The following is a 16,353-nucleotide window of genomic DNA, read 5'->3' on the forward strand; positions in this document are numbered from 1 at the left end:
CTCTGCCCTCGTGCATCGTCGCCGCGAGCCGGTCAACCGAGCGGCTCGCCATTGGCGACGATGTTGGCAATGTTACGGAACGACTCCGAGTCGCGGGCAAGGTATCCATTGTCCTCCTCCCACCACCCCCACACCGAGTTGCCTCCGTCGTGCGCCGCGTGGCCGGGGGTTCCGAGACCCGCCTCGGTGCCGCCGTTCAGGCTCGGCACCTGCCCACCGTCGCTCTCGAAGCTGACCGCCCCCGGCAGCTCCTCGGGGTTGGTGCCGTGGCCGAACGAGCTGTGCTCGCCGTATCGCGCGATCCAATCACCCGGGGCGCGCGAGGCGTAGATCTGCGTTCCGGAGTAGTCCATCGGCGCATCGCCGGTCCAGCTCTGGTGATACCCGTCGGGGACGCCGGCCGAGCCGACCGCGATGAGGTTGTCGACGCCGAGGTTGTCGGAAGACCCACCGACCGCGAGGAACGCGGTCGTGCTGCCGTAGGAGTGTCCGATCACCGACGTGGTGACCTGCGACGATACCTCAGTGTCGAGTCCGCGCAGCGTCGAGCTCAGCGTCGCCGCCCCCTCGGTCGCGCTGCCCATCGTGTGCTCGCTGAGCATGTTCGGGGAATCGTAGCCGTACCAGGCGATCGTCGCCGACCGCACTCCCCCTCCGTACGCATCAGCGAAGGTGTTGAGATCACGTGCGCTCTGCCCCCACGCCTCGAGGTCCTCGAGGCTCGAGAACATGCCGCCGACGAGGACGTTGACGTTGGTGATGCCATCCATCGGATCGACCGGGTTGCCTTCATCGTCGACGATCCGCACGCCGTACATCACAGCGGCGGTCGCCTGCGGATGCTCGAAGGGGTGGAACATCAGCAGTTGACCGTCGAAGTCGGTGAGCTCGAGTCCGAGGCTCTCGAGCTGCGAGTCGAGCGGCTCACCGTACGGACCACCCTCGATCACCCGGTCGTAAGCCGCCTTGTTAGCAAGGAAACGGTCGAGGTAGGGAACGCCTTCGAGGTTGCCGACGAACTCCGGGTAGGTGCGGGCCAACGCCGCGCGCTGGGCATCGGTGAGGCTGTCCCAGATCTCGGCGACCTCGGCGGGGCTGTCCGCATTCGCGAGGGCATCGATCGCCGAGAGCGTCGAGTCGCTGAGTGTCGTGCCATCGGCGCGCACCAGACCCGAGATGGCGGCGCCGTACGCCTCATCCCACAGCGAATACGACGACTCCCACTGCTCCCACAGATCGTCGAGGGTGCTGGTGGCCGAGGCGAGACCGCTCTCGGCATCCGTGACGTCCTGCTCTGCCGTGTTGCGGGTCTGCGCGGTGTCGTCGGGCGTGCACTGACGCTGCGCGAGCTCGGCCGCATCGAGATCGGCCGCCGCGGCCTCCTTCGCGGCATGGGCCGTCTCGATGTCGTCGATGAGGTCATTCGCCGCCTTCGCGTGCTGCGCCACGGCCTCGCCGTAGGCGCGCACGACATCGGCGATGCGCCCGAGGGTGAGGATCGTCGGGTTCATCCGGCTCGCGAGCGCGCCCGATTCGGTCTGCACGCGATCGATGCTCTCGCCGCGCCCTTCGAGTCCGCCGTCGATGTTGCGCAGCACGATCCGGGCGTTGCCACCCTCGTCGATCAACGTCTCGAGGTCACGATGGATGCCTTCGAGGGAGCCGCTGTCGTACTCGATCTCCTCGAGCGTCCAGCCGCGATTAGGAGAAGTCAGCGACATAGTCGGAATCCCATCCGGCGCCGAGCGAGACGTCGAGGTCGTCGAACGAATCGTTGATGCTCTTGAGGCGGTCGCTGATCGCGATGCCGTCGAGGTGCTGCGCCTTCGCCTCCATCGACGCCTGACCGAGTGCGTTCTCGAGCATGACCCGGAGGCTCGTGCGCCCCACTGGGTTGCCGACGCCGGTGTCGCGGGCCCAGATGTCGTTCGCATACATCACGTAATTGCCGATCGAAAGGTCGATCTGCAGGATCGCCCCTTCGAGCGCGGCCTTGTCGATCTCGACGTCCGACATTTTCACCCCCCGGTGCTCTGTGGTTTCACCCTAGCGGGGCATATCAGGAAGCCACGATGGGCAGGACTCCCCATCCGCCCTGTGCCGGTGACGGGGTCGGGGACACGACGAAGGGGCCGACGGCGAACCGTCGACCCCTCGAAAACTGCGCTCGGTCAGCTGCCGGCGAGCTGCGTGTCGAGGTCCTGAATCGCACGCATCATGCCCAGCAGCGACTCCGACATGTCATTGATGCCATCGACCGCGGTCTTCAGACCCGTCGTCAGCTCCGTGTACCCCTCACCGAACTTGCCCGACGCATGCTGCGTCTTGAAGTCCTCACCCAGAAGGGTGTCCACCTGACCCTTCAGCGTGTCCAACTGACCCTGAATGTCATCACGAGCCTGCGACAGCGACGACGCCACCTGCTCCATCTCTGCATAAGACGCACCGAAATCGGCCATCGTCCACACCTCCGGAAATCGAATGAACCGGACCCCTCCGGCCCGATACCCACAAACCTAACAACCCCCACCCCCACCGTCGATGGGGAGACCTCCCCATCGAGCCGCGAGTGACGGCGAGGTCAGCGACCGATCACGCCCGACCGGATCCGCACCCAGAGCGGGTCCCGCTCCGAGAGACCGGACACGATCCGCATCACCCCGCCGATCTGGCCGATCCCGGAGACGGCACCGACGATGCCGACCGTCGCCGCGGCCGCGGTCATCGACGTCGGCCCCTCGATGAGGTCGCGGACGAACAGCGCGATCCCGCCCACCGCGATCAGCAGTGCCAGGGTCGCCGTGACGATGCGCACGAACACCCGCGGCTCGAAGTTCACGGTGCGAGCCTGCAGCCAACCGCCGGCGCGGCGCTGGCGCCCTCCGCGCGTGTACGGCAGGCGCATCCACCAGGTCGCCGCGGAGAGGAGCCGCCGCCCCGACCTCCACAGCAGCACCAGCAGGGCGACGCCCGCGAGAGCGACGACGACGGCGACCACGATCGCCACCAGGTCGCTGCCGACGGGCGTGCCGCCCAGCATCCGCACCGTCTCGATGAGACCGACCGCCACGAACGCACCGCCGGCAGCGAGGGCGAAGCCCAGGATGCCGAGCCCCCACCGCGACCATCGTTCGAAGTCCGCCCGCAGCGCCGCGGCGGCGCGGTCGGCCTCGACGGGGCGAGCGTCATCGGATCCCGCCTCGGCGATGAGAGGACGCGAGGCCGGGAGGATCAGGGCGAAGGGCATGGATTCAGGTTAGGCCGTCGTCGAGCGGCGTCTCGAATCGCGCGCCCTCCGGCAGCTGCGGCTCGACGCCTTCGGGAAGGTACTGCGTCATCGACAGCGCGAACGCCGTCATCACCGCCAGCTCCTGCCGCTGCGCCGGGTCGGAGCACATCCCCATGACGACCACGGTTCCCGCTTCGTCGGGAAGACGGATCTCACCCACCGTCATGACCGCGTCCATACCCCCGCGCGACACCAGTCCGCTCGTCACGGTGCCGACCCGCCCGTCCGGCGACGCAAAGGTCTCGGCGGTCGCGTCGTCGCCGAAGCGACCGAGCGGCAGGAGACGGTGCAGCGAGACGGCATCCGCAGTGGCTTCCGGACCCGTCACGACCACGTTCGTGCACAGGAACGACACCGCCGGCCGCTCACCGAGCACGATCGACACCCCGGCGAAGTCGAATCCGGTGTCGGCGAAGGTGCGCACACCCTCGTGGAAGCCGGCGACGATCGCCTCACGCGCCTCGTCCGGGAGCCAGCCCTTGCCGCCCTCGAGGTAACGCTCCAGCCATTCGTCGGGCGAGCGATCACCGAGGGCACGGAACTCGATCCAGCCCTGCGGCATCCGCTGCCAGACCCGGTGGCCGGTTGCCTGTTCGACGCTCACAGCTCGTCGTCCGTCTTCGGGCCGTTGCCGTGGACCGTGTTGTCAACACGTTCGGCGAGGTTCTGCCACGGACCGAACAGGCTGTCGACGAAGTCCTGCCCCTTGCTGTGCGCGTCCATGGCGGTGTTGGTCATCCAGTAGGTGTTGGCGACCATGTTGCTCATGTTGATGTTCAGCGTGACGGCGAGGGTTCCCGCCGCCGTACCGCCACCGGCGAGAGCCGGGGTCATGCGCTGGATCGACGGGATGAGCACCGCACCGCCGGGGCCGATGAGCGTCTTCGCCGCGACACCCAGCAGACCACCGGCGAGCAACCCGACCGCGCCGATCGCGAAGTCCGTCCACGACCCGCGGCCGGTGAGCGCCTGCAGCCCGTCGATCGCGACCAGCGCGATCGCCATGACGAGCGCCACGGTGCCGAGCACCGGGATGAAGAGCGAGAGGATGGCGATGATCGGCAGCGCCGCGCGGAGGATGTCCTCCAGGATCGGCACCACGTTGTCCATGAGCCACTCGCCGGCATCCGCCAGCCAGTCGCCCGCCCCCTCGAGGAAGTTCGAGAACGCGTTACCCGCATAGGAGTTGAGCGTGTCGCTCGCGCTCACGAGGTGCTGCGCGGCGATCGCCGCGTCGTCGTCGACCTCGATCTTGAGGCGCTGCGCCTCGGCGATCACGTCGTCGAGCGCGCCCTGCGCCGTCGCGAGGGCAGTGGTCGCATTCGACACGGCGTCGGGATCGGCATCCTCGGCGTCGGCGCCGTCGACGGCCTTGTCCTTCGCGGTCGCCTTGCTGCTCACCGACGCAGCGGCGGTGGCCGCCCGGTCCTCGAGCTCGCGAGCGCGCTGCTGGTAGCCGGTCAGCTGCGTCACCCAGGTGCTGAGCGCATCGCGGGAGGTGCGTAGGGCCGAACCCGTGTCGACCAGGTGCGGACGGAAGTCCTCGCTCATCGCGGCGCGGAACGCCACGGCGGCTTCGCCCGTCCAGGCGGCGTCATCGTCGCCGTTGAGCATCGCGAGCGCGTCGTCGACGCTGTCGCAGCCGGTCGAGAGCCCGAGCACGAAGCCCTCGAGCTCGCCGAGATCGCCGGGAGCGGGATCGAATCCCAGAGCGGGGAACGCGGTCATGCGGATGCCCCTTCCTCGGGCTCCATGCTGGCGGCGAGCTCGGAGTCGAGCCCGCGGAACGCCTCGAGGATGCCCTGCAGGCCGGTGCTCGCATCTTCCGCGTAGCGGCCGAGCTTGTCGATGCCGCCACCCCACGAATCGTGAAGGTCTTCGAGACGGCGCCGCAGCTCCTGCTGCGGGACGGCCGAGCCGGAGACGCTGCCAAGAGCGCTGGTCGCGGCATCCAACGACGTGCGCATGTTCGCGTACGCGGTCTTGCTCGCCTCCATGGCCGAGTAGTCGATACTCACATCAGGCATACGTGTCCCCTCCCCTGGTCACCGGTCGAAAGGGGGCGCCGACCCGATCGGTCGACGCCCCACGAAGAACGCTCGGTCAGCTGCCGGCGAGCTGCGTGTCGAGGTCCTGAATCGCACGCATCATGCCCAGCAACGACTCCGACATGTCATTGATGCCATCGACCGCGGTCTTCAGACCCGTCGTCAGCTCCGTGTAACCCTCACCGAACTTGCCCGACGCATGCTGCGTCTTGAAGTCCTCACCCAGAAGGGTGTCCACCTGACCCTTCAGCGTGTCCAACTGACCCTGAATGTCATCACGAGCCTGCGACAGCGACGACGCCACCTGCTCCATCTCTGCATAAGACGCACCGAAATCGGCCATCGTCCACACCTCCGGAAATCGAATGAACCGGACCCCTCCGGCCCGATACCCACAAACCTAACAACCCCCACCCCCACCGTCGATGGGGAGACCTCCCCATCGAGCCAAACCGGGCGAAGAACCGGAATCAGGGCCGGGGGATGACGCCGGCGATGTCGATCTCGCCGTCGTAGGCGAGCCACGCGACCCAGGCGGCCGGCGCGAGCGTGCGCGCCTGGGCGATGGTCGTGGCGTCGATTCCCGCGCTCGCCAGGGTGTCGAGTCGACGGGACCACTCGGCCTTGTCGGAGGGCGTCGGCGAGGACGACGACGCCGCCCATTCCGCATCACGCCGCATCTGGCGCAGGTCGCCCGGATCGACGGATGCTCGCACGCGGGGCGTGAGCGCAGCATCCTGTCTCCGCACCCTATCGCTACGGATCGCGACCCCCGCGATGAGGAGGGTGATAGCCGTTGTCATCGGCAGCCAGATCGCGAGGTCTTCCGGCGTGAACCCGCGGTCGTCGCCCGTACCGAGGACGAGGCGTATAGCGAGCATCGCGACGCACAGCAAGCCGACCAGCGCCGACGACGCCTCACCGATGCGGGCGCTCCGAACGTCCGGCACCCGAAGCAAGAGCACGACGAGCAGAACGGGTATGGCGATCACTCCCGCGACGAAGGCCGTCGACACGGCCAGCTCGGGGTCGGTGAAGGCGTTCTTGCGGTCGGACGGACCGAGCATCACCGCCGACGTCAGCGCCGCCGTCAATCCGATGCCGAGCAGCGTTCCCCACACGGCGAGATATCCCGCGCTCGACTGCGCCCGTGGCGGCGCGCTCGCGGTGGCGATCGCCGGCGCCGCGGACGCCGAGACGAAGCGCCGCCGACGCTGATGCAGGTTCCACAGGCGGGAGAACAGCGCCGATGCCGCCTGCGGCTGTGCGCGAAGCACTTCCACCGCTTCGTTCGCAACCGCGGTGACCGTCTCATCGTCACCGGAGAGGCGCACGACCGGCTTCATGCCTCGCCCTCGGCATCGTGGGCGATCCAGAGCATCGGTTCGCTCGGGCGACGCATCGGTGGTCCGCCACGCCCTCAACCGGCTTCAGCGGGCGAGACCGCGGGTACGGCGTCCTCCTCCGCGACCCTCTCCCAGGCGAAGGTCGAGACGATCGAATCGCTCAGCAGCGCCAGCTCATCGAGCACCTCGGCGGGCAGCACGTCGCCGTCCGGGATGACGATCGTCGACGTGAACACGAGCGCCTTCCGGCGCTGCGTGCCGGGAACCGGAACGACGTAGGTGATCGTGCGTCCGCCGACGCCGTCGATCGACGACGCCCCGGATGGGCGCTTCGCCTCGGTCACCCAGCGCACGATGTGCTTGACGTGGTCGTCGAGGAAGACGGCGCCCCGCAGGCGGAAGGCCTCGGTCACCCAGCCGTCGAGGTTCTCGCCGTGGGCGGCCGTGAGCAGCGAGGCCGTGATCGACAGGGGGAGCAGTTCCTCCATCGGCACGTCCTGCTGCCGGTAGACGGCGAACAGCTTGGTGTTGCGCATGACTTGGTTGACCTGCGCCGTCATGGTGCGGAACTCGGCATCGAGGTCGGGACGCCCGGCCTGCATGAAGATCGCACTCGCCTTGCGCACGTCCTCCTGCTGCGCCGCATTGGTGGGCACGTGCCGCACCCAGCCCGGAGGAAGCACGAGGCGAAACGGGGGAACGCCGAACTGCATCTCGACGCCGAGGTCGTTGATCTCGTTCACCGAAGGGCTCCTCGCGCTGGTCTGTTCGGGGCGGCGGTCACGCCGGCAGGGTGATGCCGTCGATCACGCGGAGGATGTGCTCCTCCATGAGGGCGAAGGACTCGAGGGTCGAGCCCATCGCCTCGATCATGATGACCCATTCTCCCGCACGGAGCATGACCGTCCAGTTGGCGATCGGGCGCGCGGCGCCGTCGACGACGACGGCGGAGGTGCGGCGCAGCAGGAATCCGTTGCCGTGCGCGTCGGTCTCGAGTTGGATCAGCTCGGATGCCGTGGAGTCGGGCAGCGTCGCGATCTCTTCCAGCACAGCGCGCTCATCGAGCGCCTCGGCATCCGCCACCGTGATCTCGACGAGGACGTCGCTGTACACCCCGCGGGGGATGAACCACAGCTGGGTCGCTGCGTTGCCCGCGAGCCCGACGAGGCCTTGCGCCGTGAGGCGGATCGCATCCAGATCGCCGTCGGTGAGAGACGAACGTGTCGCGTAGAGCTCGACCGCCGCGTCGACCCACGCTTCCTCTCCGCCGTCGCCCGCGAGATCGCGGGCGGTCGGCAGCGGGAGGAACCACTCGTCGTCGTAGGCGAAGTCCCATCGCGCATCGGTCGCCGTCTCGACGGGAAGCGGCGTCATCGGGTGATCCCGTTCAGCAGGCCAGCGGGCGAGAGGCCACCGGACGGTCGACCGTTGGTCATGGCTACGCCCTTGTCCGCCCACTTGTAGACGTTCCATGCCTGCTCGAACAGCGTGGGAGCATCGGACTTGGCCAGCTGCTGCAGCGCCTGCGGCAGCTGCGTGTAGAGCCTGTTCCCATAACCGGTACCGACCGCAGCGGCCTCCTGGAACGCGACGGTGAAAGACCGATTCGCTCCGCCGAGGAATCGCTGTCCGAGTCCTGCGAGCGTGAACGGCCCCGTCAGCCGGGTGCGCGAGACGTTCTCGACGAAGTTTGCGAAGTTGAGCTTGCTCGCCGCGCGCCAGCCGTTCTTCGGCAGTGCGGAGATGTTGTGGATATTGCGAATCTGCCCGAGCGGCCCGGTGAGCTGCTTCGGGATCGCCTTGAAGAACTTGCCCAATCCCTGACCGAGTTTGCCGATCGGGAGAACTCCGACGATGGCCCACGCGAGATCCCCCCACCCCTTGCGGCCGTCGAACATGAGCGCGACGGTGAGGGCGAGCGCGATGACGCCGACGACCAGGGCGGCGATCGCGAAGAAGGGGCCGCCGATGATGAGGCCGAGCACCGCAATCGCGAGACCGACCCAGCTGACCCATTCGGCGACGACCGCGAGGACTCCCGCGATGTCCTCCCAGGTGGAGTCCTTGCCGATGTCGTTGGCATCCGTGAGGCCCGACACGGCCGTCTCGTACGCCTCGTGCCAGGTGTCGTACTCGGCGTCGAAAGCGGCGAGGTTGTCATCGTGATCGCTCGATGCCGTGCTCAGAGCGCTTTGGGCTCCGGATGCCGCAGAAGCGAGCTCCTGCCCCGCAGCGGTGTTGGCCGCCGCGGCATCCTCCTCCGGCGGGTTCAGACGCGTGTTCGTGTTGTGGGTGCTCAGCGCGGCCGATGCATCCGCCGCGTTCGACTGCGCCGTCTGCAGGGCCGTGAGGCTGGACTCGCAATCCGCGACCACCGTCTGCATGCGCGACTGCACCTGAGCGAGCGCCGTCGCGTAGGCGGAGAGGGTCGACCCCGCCGGCGTGTAGCGCCGACCGGCCTCGTCGAGGTCTTTGTGGACGTCGTCGATGACCTCCTTGATTTTGTCCATCGCATATCCGCGCCCGACGATCGTGCCGTCCTTGATGCCTTCGAGCGTGCTCGCCGCCTCGACCATGCTCTCGCCGAGCTCGGTGATCTGCGACCCTCGCGTGGAGATCGCCGCAGCATCCCCCGCGACCACCTCGACATCGCGTCCGCTGTGCGTCTGCATCTTCCCGCCCCTCCGTGTCAGTACGCCACCGGCGCGTGACCGCCGGATCCGCCCGCGCTGCTGCCCGACTGCTCCATCGACGTCGCCATCTCGGAGTCGAGACTGGTGACCTCGTCGACCGTCCCCTGCACTCGCTGGGCGACTTCTTTGAGCTTCGTCAGCAGCTTGTCGCGGCTGTCGTTCCAGCTGCCCTCGAAGTCGTGGCAGCGGTCCTGGAGTCGGCCGTCGCCGTAGGGCCGTGCGACGGCGGCCTCGACGTCGTCCTGGCGCCCCGACGCCGACTCGAACTCGCTGACGATCGCCGTGAGCTGCTCGCTCGTGGTCTGCAGATACTCGATCGGCACGATCATGCTCTGGCCGCTCATCGCCCCTCCTCAGTTCCTGGACGATACGACATTAGTGGGCGGCGATGTCTCACACGATGGGGAGCACTCCCCATGTTGCGGATCACCGCGCGGCACGGCGCGCGGTGCCGTTCTCGGCCTTCTTCGTCAGCGCCCGGATGCTCTCGCGATCGGCCAGAATCCCCAGCTCCGTGATGCCGGCGGCGCCGAGGCCCCGACCGCGCGTCTTCGCCGCGGTGGTGCGGATGCTGGTGGTGGAGGAATGCTCCACCATCTCGCCGAGCCGCGTCCATCGGCGGAGGTCCTGAGCGTCGAGTTCCTTCCGATGCGCCCGGCGCAGTCGGCCGAGACGCCTTCCCCCGGCCTTCCGCTGACCGAACGTCTCGCTGTATTCGTCGCTCCCTTTCTCCAGGATCCTGCGCTGCTTCGCCTCCGTGTCGGCGATCACCGCCGCGATCTCCTGGGCGTAACCGGGCATCCCCCGGAGGATCCGCCGCTCCTCCGCGACCCATCGCCGCAGCAGTGCATCCTCGCACTCGTCGCAGAGACGCGATGGACGTGTCCCGTCCGTCGCGTACCCGCAGTCGCACGGGATCCCCCCGCGCTGTGTGCGCCGTGCGGGCGCACATCCGAACCGCTCCCGTAACGACGCGGCACCCACGACGCTCTCGTGCAACTCCCCCAGATACCCCTCACCGCTCCGGCGCTGCGCCTCGCGCACCAGCGCCTCCCACCGCTCCGCATCGCCCGCACGCACCAACGGCCCCACCTCCCGCGCATACTCCGCCAGGACCGCGAAGACCTCCGCCTCCACCAGCGCCGCCTTCAACGCCGACGCCGACGTCGTCCCCGGCCACGACGGAAACGCCGCATCGCGCGACACCTCGCGCACCCGCGCCTCACCCGCCGCCGCAAAACGCTCCCAGACCGGCTTCAGCGCCTCGTCACGCTCGAGCACGCCCCGCTCGAACTCCACCACCGCATCGAACACACCCATGCGAAAAGCGTAAGCCGTGCGCGCCTCCGCACGCGCTCACCGTCGACTCTTGCGTCCAGTCGCCGGTCGAGAATGCTGCGCTCTCACCTGCAGCGCCAGTCCGACGAGCTCAGTCAGGGCGGCGGCGCCGAGTCCGCGTCTCAAGACCTTGCTCGCCGTCTCGCGATACGCGAGCATCGACGCGGCGGCGAGAGGTGCTCCCAGCGTCTCCCATCGAGACATCTCTACGCCGCGCAGCTCCTCCCGGTGCCGCCGACGCAAGCGGGAGACCACGCGGCCTCCCGCTCGACGAAACCCAGTCGCTTCAGACGCGGTGTACTCGCCGCCGGTCACATACACTTGCTCCTGTTTTCGCGCGGTGCGCTCGATGACCGCAGTGACCTCTTCCGCGTACTCGGGCATCCCGCGCAGTATCCGCCGCTCCTCCGCGACCCAGCGTCGCAACAACGTCTCCTGACAGTCATCGCACAACGCCCGCGGCAGAACACCCTCGGTCGCAAACCCGCACTGACACGGAATCCCACCCCGCTGCGACCTCGACCGCGGAACCCACCCCCACCGCTCCCGCAACAGAGCAGCACCCACCGCGCTCTCCTGCAACTCACCCAGAAAACCCTCACCGCTCCGACGCTGCGCCTCGCCCACCAGCCCGGCCCACCGCTGCGCATCACCCGCACGCACCAACCCACGAGCCTCCCGCGCATACTCCGCCAGCACCGCGAACACCTCCGCCTCCACCGACGCCGCCTTCAACGCCGACGCCGACGTCACCCCCGGCCACGACGGAGACCCCACACGCTCCCGCAACACCCCCAACCGCGCCTCACCCAACACCGCGAAACGCTCCCAGACTGGCTTCAGCGCCTCGTCACGCTCGAGCACGCCCCGCTCGAACTCCACCACCGCATCGAACACACTCACGCGACCAGCGTAGGACGCACGCGCCTCCGCGCTCGGCCACGCGAGAAAACGGAGACCGGATGCTGCGCGGGCGGCGCGTCACGGCCTCCCACCGTCCGGCACGCCGAAGCGGCGGCATCCGCCCCGGGTTTTCTCCCGACCGGATGCCGCCGCAGACGGGAGCTCACCCGATGCGGTCGCCCTCGACGAGCGGCATCTGCACCGTGACCTGGCGACCGGCCTGCACGAAGATGCCACGACCCTCGGGGAAGTCGGTGCGCTTGACCTTCGGGAACGGCACCTTGAACACCGCGTCGCCGTCGAACGAGTCGGGCTTGAGGATGATGCCCTTGCGGCCGGCCTTGAAGTCGCCGATGAACCCGAAGCCGCTGGTGACCTGCGTCACGTCGGCGTCGCCGATCATGAGGTGGTCGCTGCGGTTGATCGCCTGGAACAGCGCCTTCATATCGCGCTCGGCGGGCGAGTCGGCGAACTGCGGCACGTCCTCCACGACGATGAGGATGCGCATTCCGAGCGTCTCGTCCGCGACGAGCTCGACGAGTTCCTTCGCGAGCTCCTTCGCCTCTTCGGGCGTGGTGGCGCTGCGCGTCCAGTCGGCGTACCCCTTGAGCTGCGCCCGCCGTCCGCCGAAGTGGAACAGCTTGACCGTCGGGTCGAGCCGCCGCATCGACGTGATGAGCCCCTTGAGCGCCGTGGTCTTGCCCGACTGCGGCGGACCGGCCACGACGAACGTGCCGACAGGATCGAAGTCGCGTGCGGCGAGCGTGTCCTCCGCCACACCCAGCACCGGGAACTCGCCCAGGCGATCGGGCAGATCGCGCACCGAGAGGCGGGTGGGCAGCGCGCCGATCTCCTCGACCTCGCGCACCCCGGCTCCGCGCAGCTGGGCCGCGAGCTGCTCGAGCAGCTTGGTCTGCTCGGCCACGTTGGGGGTGCCGCCGAGCGTCGCGATCTGCGTCTCGAGGCCGTCGACGATGGCACGACCCGGGGCGGACGTCTCGTCGAGCACGTCCTTCGGGGCGTTGAGCATCGCGTAGCCGGAGTCGTCGGAGAGACGCAGCACCACGCGGCGCGACACGTTCGCGCTGACCGCCGTCGGCACGGAACCCGAGCGGTCGGCGCTCGCGATCACGTGCACGCCGAGCGGGCGCCCCTCGCCGAGGATGCGCATGAAGGTCTGGTAGAACGGCATCCGCGCGGTGGTCGATTCCCACTCGCTGCGGAACTGCGGGAATCCGTCGATGAGCAGCAGGATGCGCGGCTCGCGCGACCCGGTGATCTCGCGGTACTCGGTGAGGCTCGAGGCGTTCGCGGCGCTGAAGCGCTTGCCGCGATCGTCGAGCACCCGCGCGAGCGAGCGCAGGATGCGCTGCACGCGCTCGGCATCGTCGCCGCCGATGATCGATCCGACGTGCGGAAGGATCTCGAGGCTCTTCAACGCACCCGACCCGAAGTCGAGGCCGTAGACCTCGACGTCGGAGTGCCCTGCGTGGAACCCGGCCGCGATCGCGACGGTACGCAGCACGGTGGACTTGCCCGAGCCGCTCGTGCCGTAGACGAGGAGCGAACCGTCCTTGTCGGGCACGAAGTACGCGGGCTCCTGCATCTGCCGGGAGGGCACGTCCATCTTTCCGAGCAGGATCTGCCCGTCACCGAGCACCGGCAGGTCGCGGATGTCGACCGCGCGCTCGAGGTCGTCGAGCCACGGGCGGCGCGGTGCCGGGATGCCGGCGATCGAGGATGCCGCGACGAGCGACGACACGATGCGCTTCTGGTCGTTCGGGCCGAGGTCCTCGTCGTGCGAGTCGGATTCGGGCGCCTGGTCGGCCTCCCACGTCTGGATGGATCCGAACCGCAGCTCGGCCACCTTGACCTCTGCCTGCTGCACCTCGTCGGTCGTCCACCCACCGGCGTACGCCGACTGGAACGGCACGAGACGACCGGGGCCGGTCTTCGCGATGCCGCGACCGGGGAGCGAGGGCGGGAACGACGCCGCCACCGGGTCGTCGACGACGTCCTTCGAATCCGACTCGTCGGCCATGCGCAGGGCGACGCGCAGGTTGGTGTTGGCGCGCAGGTTGTCCTTGATGACACCCGCGGGCCGCTGGGTCGCCATGATCAGATGGATGCCGAGGGAGCGACCGCGCTGCGCGATGTCGACGACGCCGTCGACGAACTCGGGCACCTCTCCGGCGAGCGCCGCGAACTCGTCGATCACGAGCACGAGGGCGGGCGGGGTCTCGGGGTCGCGGCGCTTCTCGAGTTCGAGGAGGTCCTTCGCCTTCTTGCGGTTGAAGAGATGCTCGCGGTGGTGCAGCTCGGCGCGCAGGCTCGTGAGTGCACGGCGCACGAGGTGCGGGCTCAGGTCGGTGACCAGGCCCACGCAGTGCGGCAGATCGACGCAGTCGGCGAACGCCGAACCGCCCTTGTAGTCGACGAAGAGGAACGTCACCCGGTCGGGGCTGTGCGCCGCCGCCATGCCGAGCACCCAGGCCTGCAGGAACTCGCTCTTACCGGCGCCGGTGGTTCCACCGACGAGTGCGTGCGGCCCCTGCGTGCGCAGGTCGAGGGTCATGGCATCCGTCTGCGACTGCCCGATGATCGCGCGCAGGTTGCCCGCCTTCTTCAGGCGCGACTGCGGAGCACCCGAACGGTCGAGGATGGTGTTGTTCTGACGCCAGCGGTCGATCACGGCGTTCGGGTCGGAGGCCAGCTCGCTGCCGACGAGCGACAGGAACATCACCGAGTTCGGGATGTCGGAGGAGTCCTCGATCACGGTGCTCGAGTCGACGACCGGAGCGAGACGCTTGGCGAACATCGTCATGTACGCGTGCGAGACGCCCTCGACGCGCACGTCCTCGTAGGCGACACCGTTGCGCACCGTGCCGACGCGCGCGTGCTCGAGGCCGGCGCTGACGTCGACGAACGAGCGGCACGCCGCCGGCAGCGACTCGACGACCGGGGCCACGAAGAGGCCGTAGACGCCGACATCCGCTCCCCGCTCGAGGATCTGCGTGAGGCGTGCGCGGTCGACCGGCGCGTCGTTGGTGACGATCACGAGGATCGCGGTCTGGCCGGGGAACGTCGCTTCTTCGGCGGCGCGCTTGACGTCGGTGCCGTAGTACATCGGGTCCCAGTCGTCACCGTAGGGCGGGCGCTGCGACTTCGCCTCGCGCGAGCGGCGGAGCACGATCTCCTCGAGGCCGTTGAGCAGGGCCGTGCCCGTCGAGGCCGAGTCGGCCAGCGCGACGTCCTTGAACGGGTTGCGCTCGCTGGAGGTGTGCGGGAGCCACTTGAGCCAGTCGAGTTCGTTCGCCCACCCGGGCTCGGTGAGGGCGACCGCCACGAGCTCGTTGGGCGAGTGCATCCCGAACAGCTGCACCGCGAGTCCCCGCAGCGCATCGCTGGCGAGCGAGGTGGGGCCGGCGACGCCGATCGATCCCGAGCTCTGCAGCGACTCGAGGATCGGCACGTCGTCGATCATCTTGTACCGCTCCTCGAGGCGGTCCACGCGCTCGATGTACTCGGGCAGCGCTTCGGGGATGTCGGAGCGCTTGATGCGCGTACGCGATTCGTCGGTACAGCTCCCCAACCGCACGGCCAGGAAGTTCCAGTGCTCGGGTCGACGGGTCCACAGCAGCGGGCCGAGTCGCATCGCCTCGTCGAACACGACCGCGACGGCGGGCACTTCGTTCTGGCGCACCTCGCGCTCTCGCGGCTGGGCGAGGTAGAGCTTCTCCTCGAGGCGTTCGAAGTTCTCCTCGAACTTCTCGACCTCCTTGCGCAGGCGCTGCCCGAGGTTCGTCTTCTGCGAGATGAAGTTTCCGAACATCATCAGCGGCGACATGAACACGATGAGCAGGGAGCGCGGGTTGCCGCTGATCGCGAAGATCGCCGCGCCCAGCAGGATCGGCGCGACCAGCATGGGCCACGGGAAGAGCCGCTGCACCTGGTCGCGGGGGTAGCGGGGCTCGTCGAGCTCCTCGCCGGTGAATCGCGCCTCGACCCGCGGGCTGCGGTTGAACAGCAGCGCGCCCCCGCGCTCGAGCACGGGGTCGCCGGCGGCCGAGCCGTCGAAGTCGCTCACGAGGTGCACGACGAACTCGCAGTCGCCGAGGGTGAAGCGCTGGCCGGGGATCACGCGCAGGCGCTGCACGAGGCCGCCGTCGACGAGGATGCCGTTGGCGGAGTTCAGGTCGACGATCTCGACGAAGGTCGTCGCGACCTCGATGCGCGCGTGGCGCTTCGAGACCAGCGGATCAGCGATCGTCACGTCGTTCGCGGCGTCGCGACCGATGAGGAAGTGTCCGAGGGGCAGGGCGAACTCCTGGCCCTGCGCGGGGCCGGCGACCACCGTGAGCACGGCGGCGGGGCGCGCCCCGGCGGTGCCGACCGACGCCCGGTTCGGGCCGAGGTTGACGACCTCGGCGAGGAAGCCGGAACCGATCGGGGCATCACCGACGAGGAGGTCGGGGGTGAGCATGGTGAGCTGCTCGCTGGTCGGCGGGGCGACGGAGAGGGTGAGCACGTCGGCCGGCGAGGCCGGGATGCTGCGGGTCGGATCGGTCGACGCGATCTGGCGCGCGACGTCGGCCACGGTCGCGGTCGAGTCGGCCATCACGACGATGTCGGTCAGGGGCGCCGCCGGGCGGCGCAGGGTCAGCTTGACTCTCATCGTCGATCCTCACCGCGCCCGGGGCGCGTCTCACGTCTTCCGGCGGTGGGGCACTCGGCCC

Annotated in this window: 16 protein-coding genes; all 16 read right to left on the reverse strand. The window is 68.8% G+C overall.

Annotated elements, in window-relative coordinates; translation table 11 throughout:
- Nucleotides 1-32 precede the first annotated feature (32 nt).
- Nucleotides 33-1,721: an alpha/beta hydrolase gene (locus tag ACI2JZ_RS12505; RefSeq protein ID WP_404597803.1), complete on the reverse strand. Its 1,689-nt coding sequence runs from the start codon at nt 1,719-1,721 to the stop codon at nt 33-35.
- Nucleotides 1,702-2,016, reverse strand: coding sequence for a hypothetical protein (locus ACI2JZ_RS12510; RefSeq protein ID WP_336641037.1), 315 nt, complete (start codon nt 2,014-2,016; stop codon nt 1,702-1,704). The genes ACI2JZ_RS12505 and ACI2JZ_RS12510 overlap by 20 nt, the downstream gene beginning before the upstream one ends.
- A 155-nt stretch (nt 2,017-2,171) precedes the next feature.
- Complete coding sequence (locus tag ACI2JZ_RS12515; protein ID WP_247623521.1) at nt 2,172-2,459, reverse strand: WXG100 family type VII secretion target; 288 nt, start codon at nt 2,457-2,459, stop codon at nt 2,172-2,174.
- Between the two features lie 122 nt (nt 2,460-2,581).
- The gene (locus tag ACI2JZ_RS12520) at nt 2,582-3,247 is read right to left on the reverse strand and encodes a hypothetical protein (RefSeq protein WP_404597805.1); all 666 of its coding nucleotides are present in this window, start codon (nt 3,245-3,247) and stop codon (nt 2,582-2,584) included.
- A gap of 4 nt (nt 3,248-3,251) precedes the next feature.
- Nucleotides 3,252-3,893, reverse strand: a complete 642-nt coding sequence (locus ACI2JZ_RS12525) for a hypothetical protein (RefSeq protein ID WP_404597807.1) — start codon at nt 3,891-3,893, stop codon at nt 3,252-3,254.
- Complete coding sequence (locus ACI2JZ_RS12530) at nt 3,890-5,017, reverse strand: hypothetical protein (protein WP_404597808.1); 1,128 nt, start codon at nt 5,015-5,017, stop codon at nt 3,890-3,892. The genes ACI2JZ_RS12525 and ACI2JZ_RS12530 overlap by 4 nt, the downstream gene beginning before the upstream one ends.
- A complete protein-coding gene (locus ACI2JZ_RS12535; RefSeq protein WP_247623525.1) occupies nt 5,014-5,316 on the reverse strand; it encodes a hypothetical protein in 303 nt (100 codons plus the stop codon). The genes ACI2JZ_RS12530 and ACI2JZ_RS12535 overlap by 4 nt, the downstream gene beginning before the upstream one ends.
- Nucleotides 5,317-5,392: 76 nt before the next feature.
- Nucleotides 5,393-5,680 carry a WXG100 family type VII secretion target gene (locus ACI2JZ_RS12540; RefSeq protein ID WP_247623521.1) on the reverse strand — a complete coding sequence of 96 codons (288 nt, stop codon included), beginning with the start codon at nt 5,678-5,680 and terminating at the stop codon, nt 5,393-5,395.
- A 127-nt stretch (nt 5,681-5,807) separates the two neighbouring features.
- On the reverse strand, nt 5,808-6,683 hold the full coding sequence (locus ACI2JZ_RS12545; protein WP_404597810.1) for a hypothetical protein: 876 nt from the start codon (nt 6,681-6,683) through the stop codon (nt 5,808-5,810).
- A 74-nt stretch (nt 6,684-6,757) separates the two neighbouring features.
- Nucleotides 6,758-7,426 (reverse strand): hypothetical protein, encoded by a 669-nt coding sequence (locus ACI2JZ_RS12550; protein ID WP_404597811.1) that lies wholly within the window; start codon nt 7,424-7,426, stop codon nt 6,758-6,760.
- A 37-nt stretch (nt 7,427-7,463) separates the two neighbouring features.
- Nucleotides 7,464-8,057, reverse strand: a complete 594-nt coding sequence (locus ACI2JZ_RS12555) for a hypothetical protein (RefSeq protein WP_247623528.1) — start codon at nt 8,055-8,057, stop codon at nt 7,464-7,466.
- Nucleotides 8,054-9,355 carry a hypothetical protein gene (locus tag ACI2JZ_RS12560; protein ID WP_247623529.1) on the reverse strand — a complete coding sequence of 434 codons (1,302 nt, stop codon included), beginning with the start codon at nt 9,353-9,355 and terminating at the stop codon, nt 8,054-8,056. The genes ACI2JZ_RS12555 and ACI2JZ_RS12560 overlap by 4 nt, the downstream gene beginning before the upstream one ends.
- Before the next feature lie 17 nt (nt 9,356-9,372).
- A complete protein-coding gene (locus ACI2JZ_RS12565; RefSeq protein WP_247623530.1) occupies nt 9,373-9,720 on the reverse strand; it encodes a hypothetical protein in 348 nt (115 codons plus the stop codon).
- Nucleotides 9,721-9,802: 82 nt separating this feature from the next.
- Nucleotides 9,803-10,696, reverse strand: coding sequence for a hypothetical protein (locus tag ACI2JZ_RS12570; RefSeq protein ID WP_404597814.1), 894 nt, complete (start codon nt 10,694-10,696; stop codon nt 9,803-9,805).
- A gap of 36 nt (nt 10,697-10,732) precedes the next feature.
- Nucleotides 10,733-11,617: a hypothetical protein gene (locus ACI2JZ_RS12575; RefSeq protein WP_404597816.1), complete on the reverse strand. Its 885-nt coding sequence runs from the start codon at nt 11,615-11,617 to the stop codon at nt 10,733-10,735.
- Nucleotides 11,618-11,780: 163 nt separating this feature from the next.
- Nucleotides 11,781-16,292, reverse strand: a complete 4,512-nt coding sequence (locus tag ACI2JZ_RS12580; protein WP_404597818.1) for an FtsK/SpoIIIE domain-containing protein — start codon at nt 16,290-16,292, stop codon at nt 11,781-11,783.
- Nucleotides 16,293-16,353 lie beyond the last annotated feature (61 nt).

The sequence above is a fragment of the Microbacterium sp. NPDC087868 genome (assembly GCF_044900755.1).
In the GTDB taxonomy this organism is placed as follows: domain Bacteria; phylum Actinomycetota; class Actinomycetes; order Actinomycetales; family Microbacteriaceae; genus Microbacterium; species Microbacterium galbinum.